At 41.4% G+C, this 15,268-nt stretch carries 12 protein-coding genes; 6 read left to right on the forward strand and 6 right to left on the reverse strand.

The window, feature by feature from the left end:
• Positions 1-23 precede the first annotated feature (23 nt).
• From DABAL43B_RS09330 to DABAL43B_RS09350, 5 genes are all read right to left on the reverse strand, one after another.
• Positions 24-2,111 carry a transferrin-binding protein-like solute binding protein gene (locus DABAL43B_RS09330; protein WP_079692116.1) on the reverse strand — a complete coding sequence of 696 codons (2,088 nt, stop codon included), beginning with the start codon at positions 2,109-2,111 and terminating at the stop codon, positions 24-26.
• Positions 2,112-2,371: 260 nt separating this feature from the next.
• Positions 2,372-3,724 (reverse strand): OmpP1/FadL family transporter, encoded by a 1,353-nt coding sequence (locus DABAL43B_RS09335; RefSeq protein ID WP_079692117.1) that lies wholly within the window; start codon positions 3,722-3,724, stop codon positions 2,372-2,374.
• 449 nt (positions 3,725-4,173) lie between these two features.
• Positions 4,174-5,502, reverse strand: a complete 1,329-nt coding sequence (locus DABAL43B_RS09340) for an OmpP1/FadL family transporter (protein ID WP_079692118.1) — start codon at positions 5,500-5,502, stop codon at positions 4,174-4,176.
• 408 nt (positions 5,503-5,910) lie between these two features.
• Entirely contained in the window at positions 5,911-7,140 is a 1,230-nt protein-coding gene (locus DABAL43B_RS09345) for an OmpP1/FadL family transporter (protein ID WP_079692119.1), read from the reverse strand.
• Positions 7,141-7,362: 222 nt separating this feature from the next.
• The gene (locus tag DABAL43B_RS09350) at positions 7,363-7,644 is read right to left on the reverse strand and encodes a SlyX family protein (RefSeq protein ID WP_079692120.1); all 282 of its coding nucleotides are present in this window, start codon (positions 7,642-7,644) and stop codon (positions 7,363-7,365) included.
• Between the two features lie 199 nt (positions 7,645-7,843).
• Here DABAL43B_RS09350 and DABAL43B_RS09355 point away from each other — a divergent pair, with 199 nt between their 5' ends.
• The 6 genes from DABAL43B_RS09355 (at position 7,844) to DABAL43B_RS09380 (ending at position 14,345) form a co-directional block, all read left to right on the forward strand.
• Complete coding sequence (locus DABAL43B_RS09355) at positions 7,844-9,787, forward strand: ATP-binding cassette domain-containing protein (RefSeq protein WP_079692121.1); 1,944 nt, start codon at positions 7,844-7,846, stop codon at positions 9,785-9,787.
• Positions 9,788-10,442: 655 nt separating this feature from the next.
• On the forward strand, positions 10,443-11,027 hold the full coding sequence (petA, locus tag DABAL43B_RS09360; protein WP_079692122.1) for a ubiquinol-cytochrome c reductase iron-sulfur subunit: 585 nt from the start codon (positions 10,443-10,445) through the stop codon (positions 11,025-11,027).
• A gap of 7 nt (positions 11,028-11,034) precedes the next feature.
• Positions 11,035-12,255, forward strand: coding sequence for a cytochrome b (locus DABAL43B_RS09365; protein ID WP_413771816.1), 1,221 nt, complete (start codon positions 11,035-11,037; stop codon positions 12,253-12,255).
• On the forward strand, positions 12,255-12,968 hold the full coding sequence (locus DABAL43B_RS09370; RefSeq protein WP_079692124.1) for a cytochrome c1: 714 nt from the start codon (positions 12,255-12,257) through the stop codon (positions 12,966-12,968). The genes DABAL43B_RS09365 and DABAL43B_RS09370 overlap by 1 nt, the downstream gene beginning before the upstream one ends.
• A gap of 195 nt (positions 12,969-13,163) precedes the next feature.
• The gene (locus DABAL43B_RS09375) at positions 13,164-13,778 is read left to right on the forward strand and encodes a glutathione S-transferase N-terminal domain-containing protein (RefSeq protein WP_079692125.1); all 615 of its coding nucleotides are present in this window, start codon (positions 13,164-13,166) and stop codon (positions 13,776-13,778) included.
• Positions 13,779-13,910: 132 nt separating this feature from the next.
• Positions 13,911-14,345, forward strand: a complete 435-nt coding sequence (locus DABAL43B_RS09380; RefSeq protein WP_079692126.1) for a ClpXP protease specificity-enhancing factor — start codon at positions 13,911-13,913, stop codon at positions 14,343-14,345.
• Between the two features lie 257 nt (positions 14,346-14,602).
• Here DABAL43B_RS09380 and dcd read toward each other — a convergent pair whose 3' ends face one another.
• A complete protein-coding gene (dcd, locus tag DABAL43B_RS09385) occupies positions 14,603-15,178 on the reverse strand; it encodes a dCTP deaminase (protein ID WP_011513914.1) in 576 nt (191 codons plus the stop codon).
• Positions 15,179-15,268: the final 90 nt, after the last annotated feature.

Consider the following 15,268-nt stretch of genomic DNA (forward strand, 5'->3'; position numbering starts at 1 on the left):
ACTATAATTTTAAATAGTTATAACTATTTGACTACTTTTTCAGCGCCGAAAGTACCTTGGAATTTCGTACCTTCACCTGGTAGCTCACCTTTACCGCCTTTAGTTGGAGCGTCTTGATAGATACCGCCAATGAAGTTAGCGTCTTCACCATAGAACCCACCTGCCGTGTCGATGCCATTCTGATTACCAGCGAATGTATTGCCACTAATATCAGCATTTATCTTAATTTCATTACCAGCAGGCATATACTTATAATCGCCATCATTAAACGTTAATGTACCATCCACTTTACCGCCGACAAAATCGACATCGAAATTGGAAGTACCATCAACTACTGCACCACCGCGGTCAGTATCGCTTAAATGTAGGTTTTCCATATAGGTAGCAACACCGCTATACGCGACCATACCGTCATTGATATTGTTATCAATGTTGTACTTAGCCAAGTCTTTCATGTACTGCATGTCTTCAAGGTTGGTGCCATTACCTTGTACATAGACAGTAGAAACTCGGGCAAAAGCACCGCCCATGAACCCAGGGTCACCATAAACATGACCGATCTGCATCTGTGAGTCAAAGTTTTTATAAACAGATGCATAGTCTAAGGTTAGTGTTAAAGGACCCTTTACTTTAGTCGAGCCATTATACACCTTAAAGCCATTACCATAATCTGCGTCATCTTCTCCGGTTAGCTGGACTTCGACCGACGCTTTCACAGAGGCAGGCTTGGTCATATCTGCACGGGCTATAAACTTATCGTAGCCGGTAAAGTTATCACCTGTACGATCATCTATTGCAACGTTTTCACCATCTATTATTTCCGTATTCGTAAGATCTTTGTCCCAAACATAGCTTGATTTATCATCACGTATCTCTCCGTAACCAACAGCATCATCTGTCAGCGAACCTTTTTTCTGGCTACTCAGTGTATTGCTTTGGAAGCCTGTAAATTCAGTATCTGCTTTTACATCTGGGTTGGCTGGAGGTTCTGGTAACTCTGGGTCTACTGGGTCTACTGGGTCTACTGGGTCTACTGGGTCTACTGGGTCTACTGGGTCTACTGGATCTACTGGATCTACTGGATCTACTGGATCTACTGGATCTACTGGATCTACTGGATCTACTGGATCTTTGCTAGCACCATAGGTACCTTGAGCACCATTGCCTTCGTATATCCCACCTATGTATTTGGCATCATCGCCAAAGAATCCACCTTCGGTTGTGTAGCCTGAATTTTTATCGGCAGTCCCTGAGAATTGGTTACCGTTGATGTCAGCGTTAATACCAATGTTACCGGCTTTATCGAATGTGAGGTCACCTTTGACATTTTTAGCTACAAAGTCAGCAGTGAATACTGATTTACCAAATTCAACGTCATTACCGATACCAGTTTTACGATAGGTTGCGTCTCCAGTATAACCAACTTTACCGTCAGTTGGCATATTTGCAGCTTTAGTCGCATTGCCAGTAACAGCTACGCCATTTACAGCAAGGTTGTTGTCGCCAAGGACGGCAGCACCATCAATATGACCAATGCGCATGTCATCGCCAAAGTCTTTGTAGATTGAGGTGTAAGCCAATGGCAATTTGCCTACAGCAGTAGTAATCTCAGTGCTGTCTTCATGACTCATAAAGCCATTATCCAGCTCAGTATCATTGTCGCCTGAAGTGGTAATCGTAACTTTAGGTAAGAGACCTTCTGACGCTGTATCTGCTCTAGCAACTAAGCTATCTTCACCTACTTCAAAGTCACGAGTTGTATCTGTAAACTCTTTACCTACTAATGCTGTAGCGTCAATACTTAATGATTGAACACCAGTTTTTTTTCCTTCAGGATCAGTGGGATCAGTGGGATCAGTGGGATCAGTGGGATCAGTGGGATCAGTGGGATCAGTAGGATCAGTAGGATCAGTAGGATCAGTAGGATCAGTAGGATCAGTAGGATCAGTAGGGATTGTTTCAAAAACATCATTAAGATTGTAAGAAGGCTCGTCAGTCGTATTACAGGCTGCGAGGATCATTGACGTTAAAAGTACCACGCTGGCTTTGAGCGGGGTTTTAATTTTTTTAGCTGTCGATACAGCTTCGATTGAATGACGGTTAGGTGACATTCTTCTTCCTCCATGGATGATTGATAGATATTCCGTTATCTACTAACAGTGAAATTAGTACTCAAATAAAATGCATAGATAACCGAATTTAGTTCATAACGTGACTTGATAAAAAATAATAACTATTGATAAAACTTGCAGCAGATTTTCTTTTGTAAGGTATTAAGCATCTTTATCTAAAGCTACTCAATACCTCGTATTTACTAGTGATCAATTAAGCGTTTCGGCTTTATTGAGAAAAAATTAGACCTTATGCTAGATTACAAGCTTTGATACGACAGTTTTACACCAGCAATATAGCCATCATTGTCTTCCGCTTTACTAACGATACTGCCATTAGGCAATTGTCCTGTCGCATCGCCAAATTTAAGATATTTACCGCCAACTGATACTGCCCATTCAGGAGTGACATTATATTTGACACCACCACCAATACTATAATAACCATCAATAGTACCCAATGAGCTAACCGGATCCCCTGCACCAGAGTCATAACCAAGAACGACAGAACCAGCAAGTTTTTCATTAAAGCGTTTAGCTAAGCCAACATCTACCTTCCATTGGTCTTTTTCATAAGACAATAATGGTAAGCCTTCTGGTACAGCTGCTTTTGAAAACACATTGTATAAAGGAGGAACGATCGAAAAATCGCTCCATGGTACCCAGCGCACATCTAATGTACCTAATAACTGATACTTCTCACTCAAACCTGTCTGGATGTTTAAGTTTACTGACTCAGGAGTTGTGACTGTTGCATCAGTTGTCGCATTGGCTTTGATATCATATCCAGCACTTCCTGGAATCTGAGAAACAACGAGGTCTTTATATTCGCTGTCTAAAAGTGGAACTCTTTCAGCGATAGCTGTTTTATGTTCAATTTCAGAACGATAAGTTAAAGCAGCATTCAGCGCTATTTCAGGTTTACTATAAGCAAGACCTGCGACCCAACCATAATCAGTATCGGTATTGACATTAGCATCATATCCCGTCAATGGACCATAGGCTTTACCACGCAAATGCACGTCCGCTTTTGCCTTTTGCATTACTGGACCACCAAACACCTGAAAACCGTTAGATTTATAACCGATCAAACCCGTCCAAGTCTCAGTATGAACACTTACATTGGTATTTTTATTATAATCAGGGTCTAGTATTGCAGAATTTATGACTTCGTTTTTAGCGCCGACTCCATTGAATTTAGGTGTTATAAGCGTTTGTTCACCTACTTTAGAAACAAAATTACTATCACCTTTATACTCTATTTCCGCGCCAAATGGCTCGTCGTAAAATACGCCTATACTAATATTGTCATTGACATCAGTTTTCACACCATAACGCATAAAGCTATAAGCATCATCAGTGACATTTCCAGTGCTTTGGCCTTTCACATATTCAGCTTCAGTCGAAGTGATACCAAATGCATTTCCAGCATTATCATGCGCTGAAACGTCAGTATCAATATACGCAAAGTCAATTTCGGCATATGTACCAGGGTTAAAGAAGCCTTTAATGTCCTGACCTGAACGATCAAGACCAGCAGCGTGACTCATGCTAGCTACAGAAAGAGCAGCGATAGCTAACGTGAGCGTTTTTAAATGAAAAGTAGCGCGCATTGGGTATCTCCAAACATCCTCGTTGTTTAACCGCCTGCATAATTAATATTTAGTATTGTTACTTAAAATATAAGATTATGTAAACGATGTCCTGAAATGTATAGTAATGGCTTTTTCACACGAAGACAACAACAAAAGTACGCTATTTCACTAATGTGACTGGCCAGTACATAAATTACTTAGATAAGTTTCTGAAAATTATTTTCTAGTTTTGCTTAATATTATTGATGATTAGAGGTTGAAAGTGAATGACCTCTGTCTTTCAGACTTTTTATGCGCGACTATAAATAATAATTTAGTGCGAGAGAATAAAACTTTAATTCTTTTAACTACTATCCCTTACCAGTTAATAGACAACAAAAAAGCGACCCATAATGGATCGCTTTTTTTATTGGTGTTTTATTTATCTATAATATTGAAATTAACTTTAGAAGAAATTATTTAAAGTTTTATTTTCCTTGATAAGAAAGCTTCATACCAAGGATATAACCATCATTGTCTTGGAAATCGCCAACGATTTTACCAGTAGGCAATTGACCTTTAGCATCACCGAACCATAAGTATTTGCCACCGGCTGATACTGCCCATTCAGGTGTGACGTTATACTTCGCGCCAAGACCAACACTATAGTAGCCATCGATAGGACCTAATGAAGTTGTTACATCGCCAGCACCACTATCCCAACCAACGGTACCACTAACGGCTAAAGCTGGCGCTAAACGCTTAGCAAGACCAAGCTCTACTTGCCATTGGTCGTCTTCATACTCGACTAAATCTAAACCGTTAGGACGTGCAGTAGATTGGCTAACTTCATTATATAGTGGTGGAGTAATTACAAAATCACCCCATGGTACCCAGCGTACTTTTGCCGTAGCTAAAGTTGTCGGATTTATACCAGTTTGGAAATCAAAGTTTACGGACTTAGGCGTGGTCAACTCCATATTGGTAACTTGAGTAGCTGGAAGAGCACGGGGAGGCGTACCAATTCCACCGATAGTTGGTGCTAAAGGATAACTCTCATAAATATCCATGCTGTGGTCAATCTCAGAGCGATACGTCAAAGCAGCTTTTAAAGCGATTTCAGGCTTGCTATAAGACATACCGGCAATCCAACCATAATCTTGATCTGGACTAATATGTGAGGTATAGCTAGTAGCTGGACCATAAGCAAGACCACGTAGCTTAACATCAGCTTGTACACGTTGCGCTACCGGACCACCGTAAATTTGGAAATTTTTATCTGCGCCAAGCTTCATACCAAGAATAGCAGTTAAGTTCTCACTACGAACTTCAACATTCGTACCCTGTCCTGCAGTCGTTGCTTCAGCCCCTATGATTGCATTACCGATTGGTCCACTAGGGACTTGGTCATTTGCAAACTCACCTGCTGATTGAGCTGGATTAGTATTTGCAACAAAGTTGTTATCACCTTCATAGTTAGCAGCAGCGCCAAATGGTTCGTCGTATAAAACGCCAATACTAAAAGTATCATTGATATCGGTTTTTACACCATAGCGAAAGAAATCATAAGATTCCGCAATATCACCAGTAGCATTACCGCGCACATAACGGTTGTCACCAGGGTTGTTATTAGAGCTATCATAACCACTGACATCAGCATCGATATAAGTATAGACCGCTTCAGCGTAAGTGCCATCTTGTAAGAATGCAGTGATATCTTGACCTGAGCGATCGAGACCTGCAGCGTTAGTAATACTAGCTACAGAAAGAGTAGCAACCGCTACAGCAAGAGTTTTTAAATGAAAAGTAGCGCGCATTGGGTATCTCCAAACATCCTCGTTGTTTAACCGCCTGCATAATTAATATTCAGTATTGTTACTTGAAATATAAGATTATGTAAACGATGTCCTGAAATGAATAGTAATGACTTTTTGACACTAAAACAACATCTAAAATACTTTTTTTCTTGCTAATTACTCTCTAGTACAGCTATTAAACCTATATTAGAAAACAATAGTTTATTCGTATTAATATCAATATCTTATATAATTAAATATTACCAAACTTAAGTCTAATATCTGGTAATTCTGGATATTTAATAAAAATATTAAACAAATATATTGGCTATCATTTATTTTGCTTAACGCACAAAAAAGCGACCCATAATGGATCGCTTTTTTGTAGATAATGGTATTAACCTTATATTAGGTTAACCCTATTACACTCTAATTAAAATTTTGTTTGGCTTGATAAGACAGCTTCACACCAAGCGCGAAACCATCATTGTCTTCAAAGTTACTTACTACAGTTTTACTAGGTATCTGACCATCGGCATCACCGAACCATAGATATTTACCACCAGCAGAAATAGCCCAGTTGTCAGTTAAGTTATACTTTGCGCCAAGACCAGCACTGTAATAACCTTCAATAGGACCTAGAGAAGTGACTGGATTGCCAGCACCACTATCCCAACCAACCGTACCTGTCACCGCTAATACTGGCGTTAGACGTTTAGCAAGACCTAATTCAACTTGCCACTGGTCTTTATCGTAGCTAACCAAGTCTAAACCTTCAGCTGGAATACCAGGCTGACCTGCTAGTTTTTTGCTAGTTTCATTATATAGTGATGGCGTGATCGCAAAATCACTCCATGGTACCCAGCGTACTTTTGCTGTGGCTAACATAGTTGGATTAATACCCGTTTGGAAATCAAAGTTCACTGACTTAGGGGTAGTAATCTCAATAGTATCGATTCTATTTGATGAAAGCCCTAGACCAGGAGTAGCAGCAAAAGGATAGATTTCGGCAGCCTGCGTATTATGCTCAATTTCTGAACGATACGTTAACGCTGCCTGTAAGGCAATTTCAGGCTTACTATAAGCGACGCCAGCCAACCAACCATAGTCCTGATCAGCACTGATGTTAGTAGTATAACCATTAGCGATACTATAAGCAGTTCCACGCAATTTAACATTGGCTTTCACACGCTGGGCTACTGGACCGCCATATACTTGGAAGTTCTTATTTTCGCCAAGTTTTGCACCAACAATGCCAGTGATGCTTTCAGTACGAACTTCAACATTGGTACCTTCACCATTTCTAGGTGAAAGAGGATCTTGATCTACAAAGTCATTCTTGCCACTATAGTCAGCCGCTGCACCAAAAGGCTCGTCATATAAAACACCAACGCTAAACGTGTCATTGATATCGGCTTTTACACCATAACGAAAGAAGTCATAAGACTCGGCAATATCATCAATCTTGTTATCTGACGAATCTTTACCAGTGACATCGCCATCGATGTAAGTATAAACCGCTTCAGCGTATAGACCATCTTGCAAAAAGGCAGTGATGTCTTGGCCTGAACGATCAAGACCTGCCGCACTCGCCACACTAGCAATAGAAAGAGTAGCAATTGCTACCGTGAGGGTTTTAAGATTAAAATTTGCGCCCATTGTGTATCTCCAAACATCCACGTTGTTTACCGCTATACCGAACTTTGTTAGGTAGGCGATACATAAGGTGAAGGATATTAATGTTTTTCTTACACTAAAACAACATCATTTCTCTAATGTGACTGAACAGTCACTGGAGAGTGTATTTATTCAAAAATACACATATAAATTTAATAAAAGTAGTGCCGCTTATTTGCTATTTATCGTTAGCGATTAATATGGTTAGTAATGTGGTGGTCTATCTGCCATGACGTCAAAGGGTGCCACTCCTCCTTCTCCATCTTGGCTTTCAACTTGCTTATAAATAAACTGTAGTTGTCGTTGTAGCGTTTGGATATGTTTATCTTGACGGGTAATGACATCATCAAGTCGTTCTACCGTTAGCTCAAGATGGGACATGTTCATTTGTAATTCGACCACTTGCGATTGTAAATCAGCTTGTGTGGCTAAGCTTTCGGTTTGAAGATTGGCTAGGTTTATACTTTGTGGATTTGCTTCATTCATATTTTTCTCAATACTAGATGCTATGGCTAACGATGGCTAAAGCCTTGGTAAGATATGCTAGGTTGCTTGATAAAATAATCGGCATAAAATCATGCTGATAAATCCATTTACGCGCACTACAGTTGCGTAGCAGCATGTTATACTGCTCGCAATTTCGCAACAACCCCTACCTCACTATTATATAAGCTTAAGATACTCTATGGCACTGATACATTTAAAAGATATTCACCTTGCCTTTGGCGTCGCTCCTGTCCTTGATGGTATTGACTTTGCTATCGATGCAGGCGAGCGCGTATGTTTAATTGGCCGCAATGGCGAAGGCAAATCCACCTTATTTAAGCTGATTAATGGCACATTATTGCCTGATAGTGGCGAAGTGATCATTAATAATAGCGTACGCGTCGCAATGCTTGAGCAGGATGTGCCCGAGACTAGCGGTAAAATTTTAGATATCGTCATGGGTGGCAGCAAACGCACTGCCGAGCTGCTGATCAACTATAATGCGCAAACTGATTTATGTGCCAATGGTGACATGGATGCCTGCGAGCGTATGGCAGACTTACAGCATGATATCGATGCGGTACATGGTTGGGATTTAGAGCGTGAAGCAACCCGCCTTATCACGACTATGGGTCTTGATCCAGAAGATGACTTATCGTCACTATCTGGTGGTCGTAAGCGCCGTGTTCTACTCGCACGCTCTTTAGTGACCAAGCCTGATGTACTGCTCCTTGATGAACCGACCAACCATTTAGACGTCGATAGTATTGAGTGGCTTGAGCGCTTTTTATTAGATTGGCAAGGTCTGACATTGTTGTTTGTCACCCATGATAGAGCGTTCGTTAATAAATTATCGACTCGTATCATTGAGCTTGATCGCGGTCAATTGACCAGCTACGACGTCACTCAAGGCGAAGGTGGCTATGCACGTTACCAAGAGCTAAAAGAGCTACAATTATTAGCTGAAGAAAAAAACAATGCTAACTTTGATAAAAAATTAGCACAAGAGGAAGTTTGGATTCGCCAAGGTATTAAAGCACGTCGCACCCGTAATGAAGGTCGTGTCCGTGACTTAAAAGCATTGCGTGAAGAACGTGGCGAGCGCCGTGAACAAGTTGGTAACGTTAATATCACCATGGGTCAAGGCGAGAAAAGTGGCAAGCTAGTCTGTAAAGTTAAAAATTTACATTTACAGTATGATGACCACGTTTTGGTCGATAACTTTAGCACCACCATCATGCGCGGTGACAAAATCGGTATCGTCGGCCCTAATGGCGCGGGTAAAACCACGCTCATTAAAGCCCTACTCGACATGTCAGACGATGATGTGATCAAAACAGGTAGTGTTGAATTAGGTACTAACCTAAAAATTGCTTTCTTTGATCAACTGCGTGACCAGTTAGATCTTGAAGCCAGTGTGGCTCATAACGTTTCAGAAGGTTCTGATTTCGTCGAAGTGGGTGGTCGTAAGACACACATTATGAGCTATCTACAAGACTTCTTATTTGCCCCAGAGCGCGCGCGTACGCCCGTTAAAGCTTTATCAGGTGGTGAGCGTAACCGCGTGCTACTTGCCAAGCAATTATTAAAGCCTGCCAATATCCTTGTACTCGATGAGCCAACCAACGACTTGGATATGGCAACACTTGAGCTATTAGAAGAATCAGTCGCAAGCTTTGGCGGTACGATTTTATTAATTAGCCATGACCGCTCATTTATGGACAACGTTGTCACTTCAACTTGGGTATTTGGTGAAGATGAAGATGGCAAAGGCACTGTCAGCGAGTATGTCGGTGGCTATCAAGAGTATTTGGTACAAAAAAATCGCGAAGAAGCGGCGAAGACAGCTAAATCTTCTGGTAACAATACCACTAATAGCAAATCTACCAATAAATCAGCGGCAGCAGCGAAACCTAATAACGCCGCTAAAAAACTCAACTTTAATGACCAGCGTGAGCTTGATGCGTTGCCTAAAGAGATTGCTACTTTAGAAGCTGAACAGAGCGAGCTAGAAGACAAGCTGGCTGATGGGTCTTGGTTTAATCAAGACTTTGATGCGGCAACGGCTGCTAGTGAGCGTTTACTTACCATTGAAGATGAAATGATGAATAAGCTTGAGCGCTGGAATACGCTTGAAGGCTAATGCTATCAGAACAGTATTAATAGTTGCACACTTACCTTTAATAGCAGCTTTATTTTAAAAACCTACTATTAAAGGTGGTGCTATTTATTACCAATCTATATTCGCTTCACTTTAAAAAAGCAAAGTATTGCTGGTATAAATTTTTCGAAGCCTCTGTCTGGCAAAGTGCACAGCAAGCGAGAAATATTTATACCAGCAGAATATTATGACAATCGTACGTATTTTATTTTGAACTTACTATGTCATTTAGAGCGGTAATAAATAGCTTACGACTACTTACAGGGTAGTGAGGTGCTGAAAGTTAGTGAACATTGTCTTGATTTCAAGTATCATTCCCTATTGCTGAATATCCTTAATAATTATAAGGTCATTATTCATAACATCCTTGATGATATCTTGGTGGCATAAAGCTTATATCAAACACTGATAATCAAGGTATTTTAGAGTGATTATCTTGTTTAACACTCTAGTGCGCCCTATCAAGGTTGCTTTATTTTTAACACAATAATTTATTTTATGACCAAAATAGCTTAGAATAGCAACAATTAGCAAAATTAGGCACAGCTAACGTGGCTTGTTTATTGGTATTGTAGATTTTCTAAGCCACAAACCCAGTGTGGGATAATCCCATTTCATTCACCTGGAGGAAGTATTAATGAGCCATGCCGAAGGCGTTAACGTACAACGTCGTAGAGTTCTTATTGCCTCGACTGCCGTAATTGGTGCAGCTGGGGTAGCTGCTGTGGCAACACCTTTTGTCCGTTCTTGGACCCCCAGCGCTAAAGCTGAGGCTGCAGGTGCTGCAGTCACCCAAGATATTGGTTCTATCGAAGCAGGACAAATGGTTGTCATCAAATATCGTGGCAAACCTATCTTTGTGGTCAAGCGTACTGAAGAAATGCTGACCACACTAGAGTCAGTAAAGTCATTACTATCCGACCCTGATTCCGACGCATCTTTGCAACCTGAATATTGTAAAAACCCAGGACGCTCACTTTCACCAGAGATATTGGTGGTAGAAGGCGTCTGTACACATTTAGGCTGTGCACCAAACTACCGTCCTGATGTTGGCGCAGCCGACTTAGGTGGTAATGATTGGTACGGTGGATTTTTCTGCCCATGCCATGGTTCTAAATATGATTTAGCGGGTCGCGTTTATAGTGGTGTACCTGCACCGCTTAACTTACCTGTCCCAGATTACAACATGGATGGTACCATCTTGACGATTGGGGAGGCTTAATATGAGCATGGGTAAAAAGTTAATGCATTGGGTGGACGCGCGCTTTCCAGCGACTGAAACCTATGAATATCATATGTCAAAGTACTATGCACCAAAAAACTTTAACTTTTGGTACTTCTTTGGCGTGTTATCTATGGTGGTATTGGTCAACCAATTGGTGACTGGTATCTGGCTAACGATGATGTACAACCCAAGTGCCGAAGGGGCCTTTGCGTCTGTTGAATACATCATGCGTGATGTCAAAGGTGGCTGGCTCATCCGTTATATGCACTCGACTGGCGCATCTGCGTTTTTCGTCGTGGTGTATCTGCATATGTTTAGAGCCTTGCTATATGGTTCATACCAAAAACCACGTGAGCTTATTTGGCTTATCGGTATGGGTATTTACTTGGCATTGATGGCAGAAGGTTTCTTCGGTTACCTACTCCCTTGGGGCAACATGTCATTCTGGGGCGCACAGGTTATCTTGAACCTACCTGCTGCCTTACCGGTTATTGGTGACGGTCTTGCTGAATGGGTACGTGGTGATTACATTATTTCAGGTATCACTTTAAACCGTTTCTTTGCCTTGCACGTAGTCGCTATTCCACTAGTGCTTGTCGGCTTAGTCTTTATGCATTTAGTGGCACTGCATCATGTTGGTTCAAACAACCCTGATGGTATTGACATTAAGAAGCTAAAAGATAAAAACGGTGTGCCATTAGATGGTATCGAATTCCATCCGTACTATACCGTGCACGATATGGTTGGTATTGTTGTCTTCTTTATCTTGTTCTTTTCAGTGGTATTCTTCTTCCCAGAAGGCGGCGGCTTCTTCCTTGAGCCACCAAACTTTGAGACAGCAAACTCATTGAAAACACCAGCACATATTGCACCAGTATGGTATTACACGCCTTTCTATGCCATCTTACGTGCGGTTCCAGATAAGCTTGGTGGTGTAATTGCCATGGGTGCTGCAATCGCCTTCCTGTTCTTGATACCATGGCTTGATAGATCGCCTGTACGCTCTATACGCTATAAAGGCATTTTATCTAAAATTGCTTTAACCGTGTTTGCGATCAGTTTCTTAGTTTTAGGCTATTTAGGTGCGACACCAACAACGCCAACAGCAACATTGATGGCTCGTATCTTCACTGTGTTGTATTTCTTGTTTTTCTTACTGATGCCAATTTACACCTCTATTGAGAAGTGTAAACAGCCACCAGAACGCGTTACCGGAGGTCACTAATGAACACGCTAAAAAAATTCCTAGCAGGTTTAGGCTTAGGCGCGGCATTAACCTTGACTGCTGGTACGGCACTAGCAGCAGGTGGTGGATGCGGTACGTTTACCAATGCTGATGGTGTTGAAGAACACTTAGCTTGTAGCACAGCCCCTATTGATTTTACCAATAAGGGTTCTCTACAAAACGGCGCGAAGACGTTTATGAACTACTGTGCGGGTTGTCACTCAGCACAGTACGTTCGTCACTCGCGTATTGCTAAAGACTTAGAGATACCGCCTGAGCTGGTCGAAAAGTATCTGATGGTCACCACAGATCAAATCGGTGACCATATCAATGCTGAGATTGACCCTGAAGTGCAAGCATCGTGGTTTGGTGCCGCACCGCCGGATTTATCGCTTGAGACCAGACTGCGCGGTGATGACTGGGTTTATACCTATCTATTATCGTTCTATGAAGATCCAAGCCGTCCTTGGGGCGCTAATAACTTAGTGCTTGCCAATGCTGCTATGCCTCACGTCTTGCATAATATGCAAGAAGAGCTTAGTCAAGAAGAGTTTGAATCTGAAGTCGGTGACTTGGTTAACTTTATGGCGTGGATGGCTGAGCCTGTTCGTCATGACCGTCAAGTCATTGGTTTCTTCGTAATTTTATTCTTGTTAGTTTTACTGATTCCAGTTTACTTGCTCAACAAAGAGTTCTGGAAAGATGTAAAATAAACAAGAATTAAGAAAATAGAAATTTAGTATGATATTAATAAAAGGCACTACCTCGGTAGTGCTTTTTTTATGTGTTGACCGTCAGTAAATCATCCGCTAAACAATAGGCTCATGCGTAATGTTTACGGATGCTGCCTTGATAAATAGGTCGACTTTGTTTACGATGACAGGCTTTACTATTAACATTAGGCTTTCATGATTGATGCGAATGACATTCCAAGTAGTCAGCTAATCTTATATGCTGATGACGGCTACGACAGTCATGTGGTACGCCTATTACTTGAAGAAAAAAAGCTCGCTTATTATTTATCACGTCTACACTCCGAGCGCCCAGAGGACTTGACCGAACTGAATCCTTATCACACTTTGCCCGTTCTTCAGCAGCGTGAGATTGCCCTCTATGAGATTAACGTCATCTTCGAGTATCTTGAGGAGCGTTACCATGCAAACAAACTGCTGCCTGATACACCGCAAGAGCGTGCACAGTTCAGGCAACTGGCGTGGCGCATTCAGCGTGATTGGCTGGTACTGGGTAAGCGTTTACTGATGCACCCTGATAGCTTCAACAAAGCACAAGCAGCCATCGCTAAAAAACAGCTAACTGATTCATTGATTACTTTATCACCGCTATTTGCGCATAAACCTTACTTTATGGCGGATGAATTTGGCTGGTGTGATGTACTGCTAGCGCCTTTATTATGGCGACTTGAAGAGATGGGTATCGAGCTACCTCGTGCTATTAGCCGTCCATTACTTGAGTATCAAACCCGAATCTTTGAGCGTAAAAGCTTTCAAAAAAGTGTGCGTTGATTAGACAATCGCTTGTCGCTGTCTTAGAATAAGAAATCATTAAACCTGCCTCATTTTCTAGAAATCAATAAAAATAGGCAGCAAACCCCTTATTAACTATTATTTAATATCATCAATATAGGAAGCCAAAAGATGAGCGAAACCACGTCTATTACCCCAACACGTCCCTATATGGTGCGCGCGCTATATCAATGGATAGAAGACAATGCGCTCACACCGTATCTGATGGTTGATGCTACCGCTGAGAACGTGCAGATTCCAACGGAACATGTGCAAGATGGGCGTATCGTACTCAATATTGCCAGCCGTGCTACGGGTAATATGAGTATGGAAAATGACTATATTCACTTCAGTGCGCGCTTTGGTGGCGTATCACAAGATATTTGGATACCACTGACGGCGGTGCTAGGTATTTATGCTAAAGAAAACTCGCAAGGGATGTTTTTTGATCCGAATGAATATGACAACTATCAGCCTGAAGATGACTCGGTAATGAGTCCTAAGATAACCAGCGCAGCTCCTAAGCCGAAACGTGATAATAAAGCGGGTTTAAAAGTTCTGAAATAATTAAATCTGATATAGTCAGTCCTAAATAAAATAAGTAAAAATATTATAACGCGCTACTGGTATAAATTTTCCTTGCTTACTGTGCCTGCGCAGACAGAGGCGACGCAAAACTTATCCCAGTAGCACTGTATTTTTTTATAGTGGATCGACTATACATAAAAAAGCTAGTCATATTAAATATGGCTAGCTTTTTTTATTACTCTTCTAAATGAGCTGAATGATTAAAATAACCATTAAGTTCTTGGGTAAGCGCTTATTTAAGTTCTTGGTAATGTCACGCCGCGTTGACCTTGGTATTTACCACCACGATCTTTATAGCTGGTCTCACAGACATCATCGGCATCACTTTGAAAAAATAGCATTTGTGCCACCCCTTCACCCGCATAAATACGCGCTGGCAGATTGGTTGTATTACTAAACTCTAAAGTGACGTGCCCTTCCCACTCAGGCTCAAGCGGTGTGACGTTGACGATGATACCACAGCGCGCGTAGGTTGATTTACCTAAGCAAATAGTTAATACGTCACGTGGAATACGGAAATACTCCATCGTACGTGCTAATGCAAATGAGTTTGGCGGAATAATACACTCATCACCAATGACATCGATAAAGCTTTTTTCATCAAAGTTTTTAGGATCGACAATGACTGAATGGACATTGGTGAAGACTTTAAACTCAGGGGCGCAGCGTACATCATAACCATAGCTTGAGGTGCCGTAGCTGACCAAACGCTCGCCGGCATCATTGAAGCGTACTTGACCTGCTTCAAATGGCTCAATCATGCCATGCTCTTCGGCCATTTTACGAATCCAGCGGTCAGATTTGATAGACATTGTTGTTCCTTAGCAAATATTAAATAGGGATTATGATTTGAATAGTATTTTGATAGCGACGATTATACGGAATTGATGGCGCGATTTATA

Origin of the sequence: Psychrobacter sp. DAB_AL43B, assembly GCF_900168255.1 — a bacterium.
In the GTDB taxonomy this organism is placed as follows: Bacteria; Pseudomonadota; Gammaproteobacteria; order Pseudomonadales; family Moraxellaceae; genus Psychrobacter.

Excerpts from the sequence above, each read along its gene's own strand:
- DABAL43B_RS09330 (WP_079692116.1), bottom strand. The coding sequence starts at position 2,111 with ATGTCACCTAACCGTCATTCAATCGAAGCTGTATCGACAGCTAAAAAA.
- DABAL43B_RS09335 (WP_079692117.1), bottom strand. The coding sequence starts at position 3,724 with ATGCGCGCTACTTTTCATTTAAAAACGCTCACGTTAGCTATCGCTGCT.
- DABAL43B_RS09340 (WP_079692118.1), bottom strand. The coding sequence starts at position 5,502 with ATGCGCGCTACTTTTCATTTAAAAACTCTTGCTGTAGCGGTTGCTACT.
- DABAL43B_RS09345 (WP_079692119.1), bottom strand. The coding sequence starts at position 7,140 with ATGGGCGCAAATTTTAATCTTAAAACCCTCACGGTAGCAATTGCTACT.
- DABAL43B_RS09350 (WP_079692120.1), bottom strand. The coding sequence starts at position 7,644 with ATGAATGAAGCAAATCCACAAAGTATAAACCTAGCCAATCTTCAAACC.
- DABAL43B_RS09355 (WP_079692121.1), top strand. The coding sequence starts at position 7,844 with ATGGCACTGATACATTTAAAAGATATTCACCTTGCCTTTGGCGTCGCT.
- petA (WP_079692122.1), top strand. The coding sequence starts at position 10,443 with ATGAGCCATGCCGAAGGCGTTAACGTACAACGTCGTAGAGTTCTTATT.
- DABAL43B_RS09365 (WP_413771816.1), top strand. The coding sequence starts at position 11,035 with ATGGGTAAAAAGTTAATGCATTGGGTGGACGCGCGCTTTCCAGCGACT.
- DABAL43B_RS09370 (WP_079692124.1), top strand. The coding sequence starts at position 12,255 with ATGAACACGCTAAAAAAATTCCTAGCAGGTTTAGGCTTAGGCGCGGCA.
- DABAL43B_RS09375 (WP_079692125.1), top strand. The coding sequence starts at position 13,164 with ATGATTGATGCGAATGACATTCCAAGTAGTCAGCTAATCTTATATGCT.
- DABAL43B_RS09380 (WP_079692126.1), top strand. The coding sequence starts at position 13,911 with ATGAGCGAAACCACGTCTATTACCCCAACACGTCCCTATATGGTGCGC.
- dcd (WP_011513914.1), bottom strand. The coding sequence starts at position 15,178 with ATGTCTATCAAATCTGACCGCTGGATTCGTAAAATGGCCGAAGAGCAT.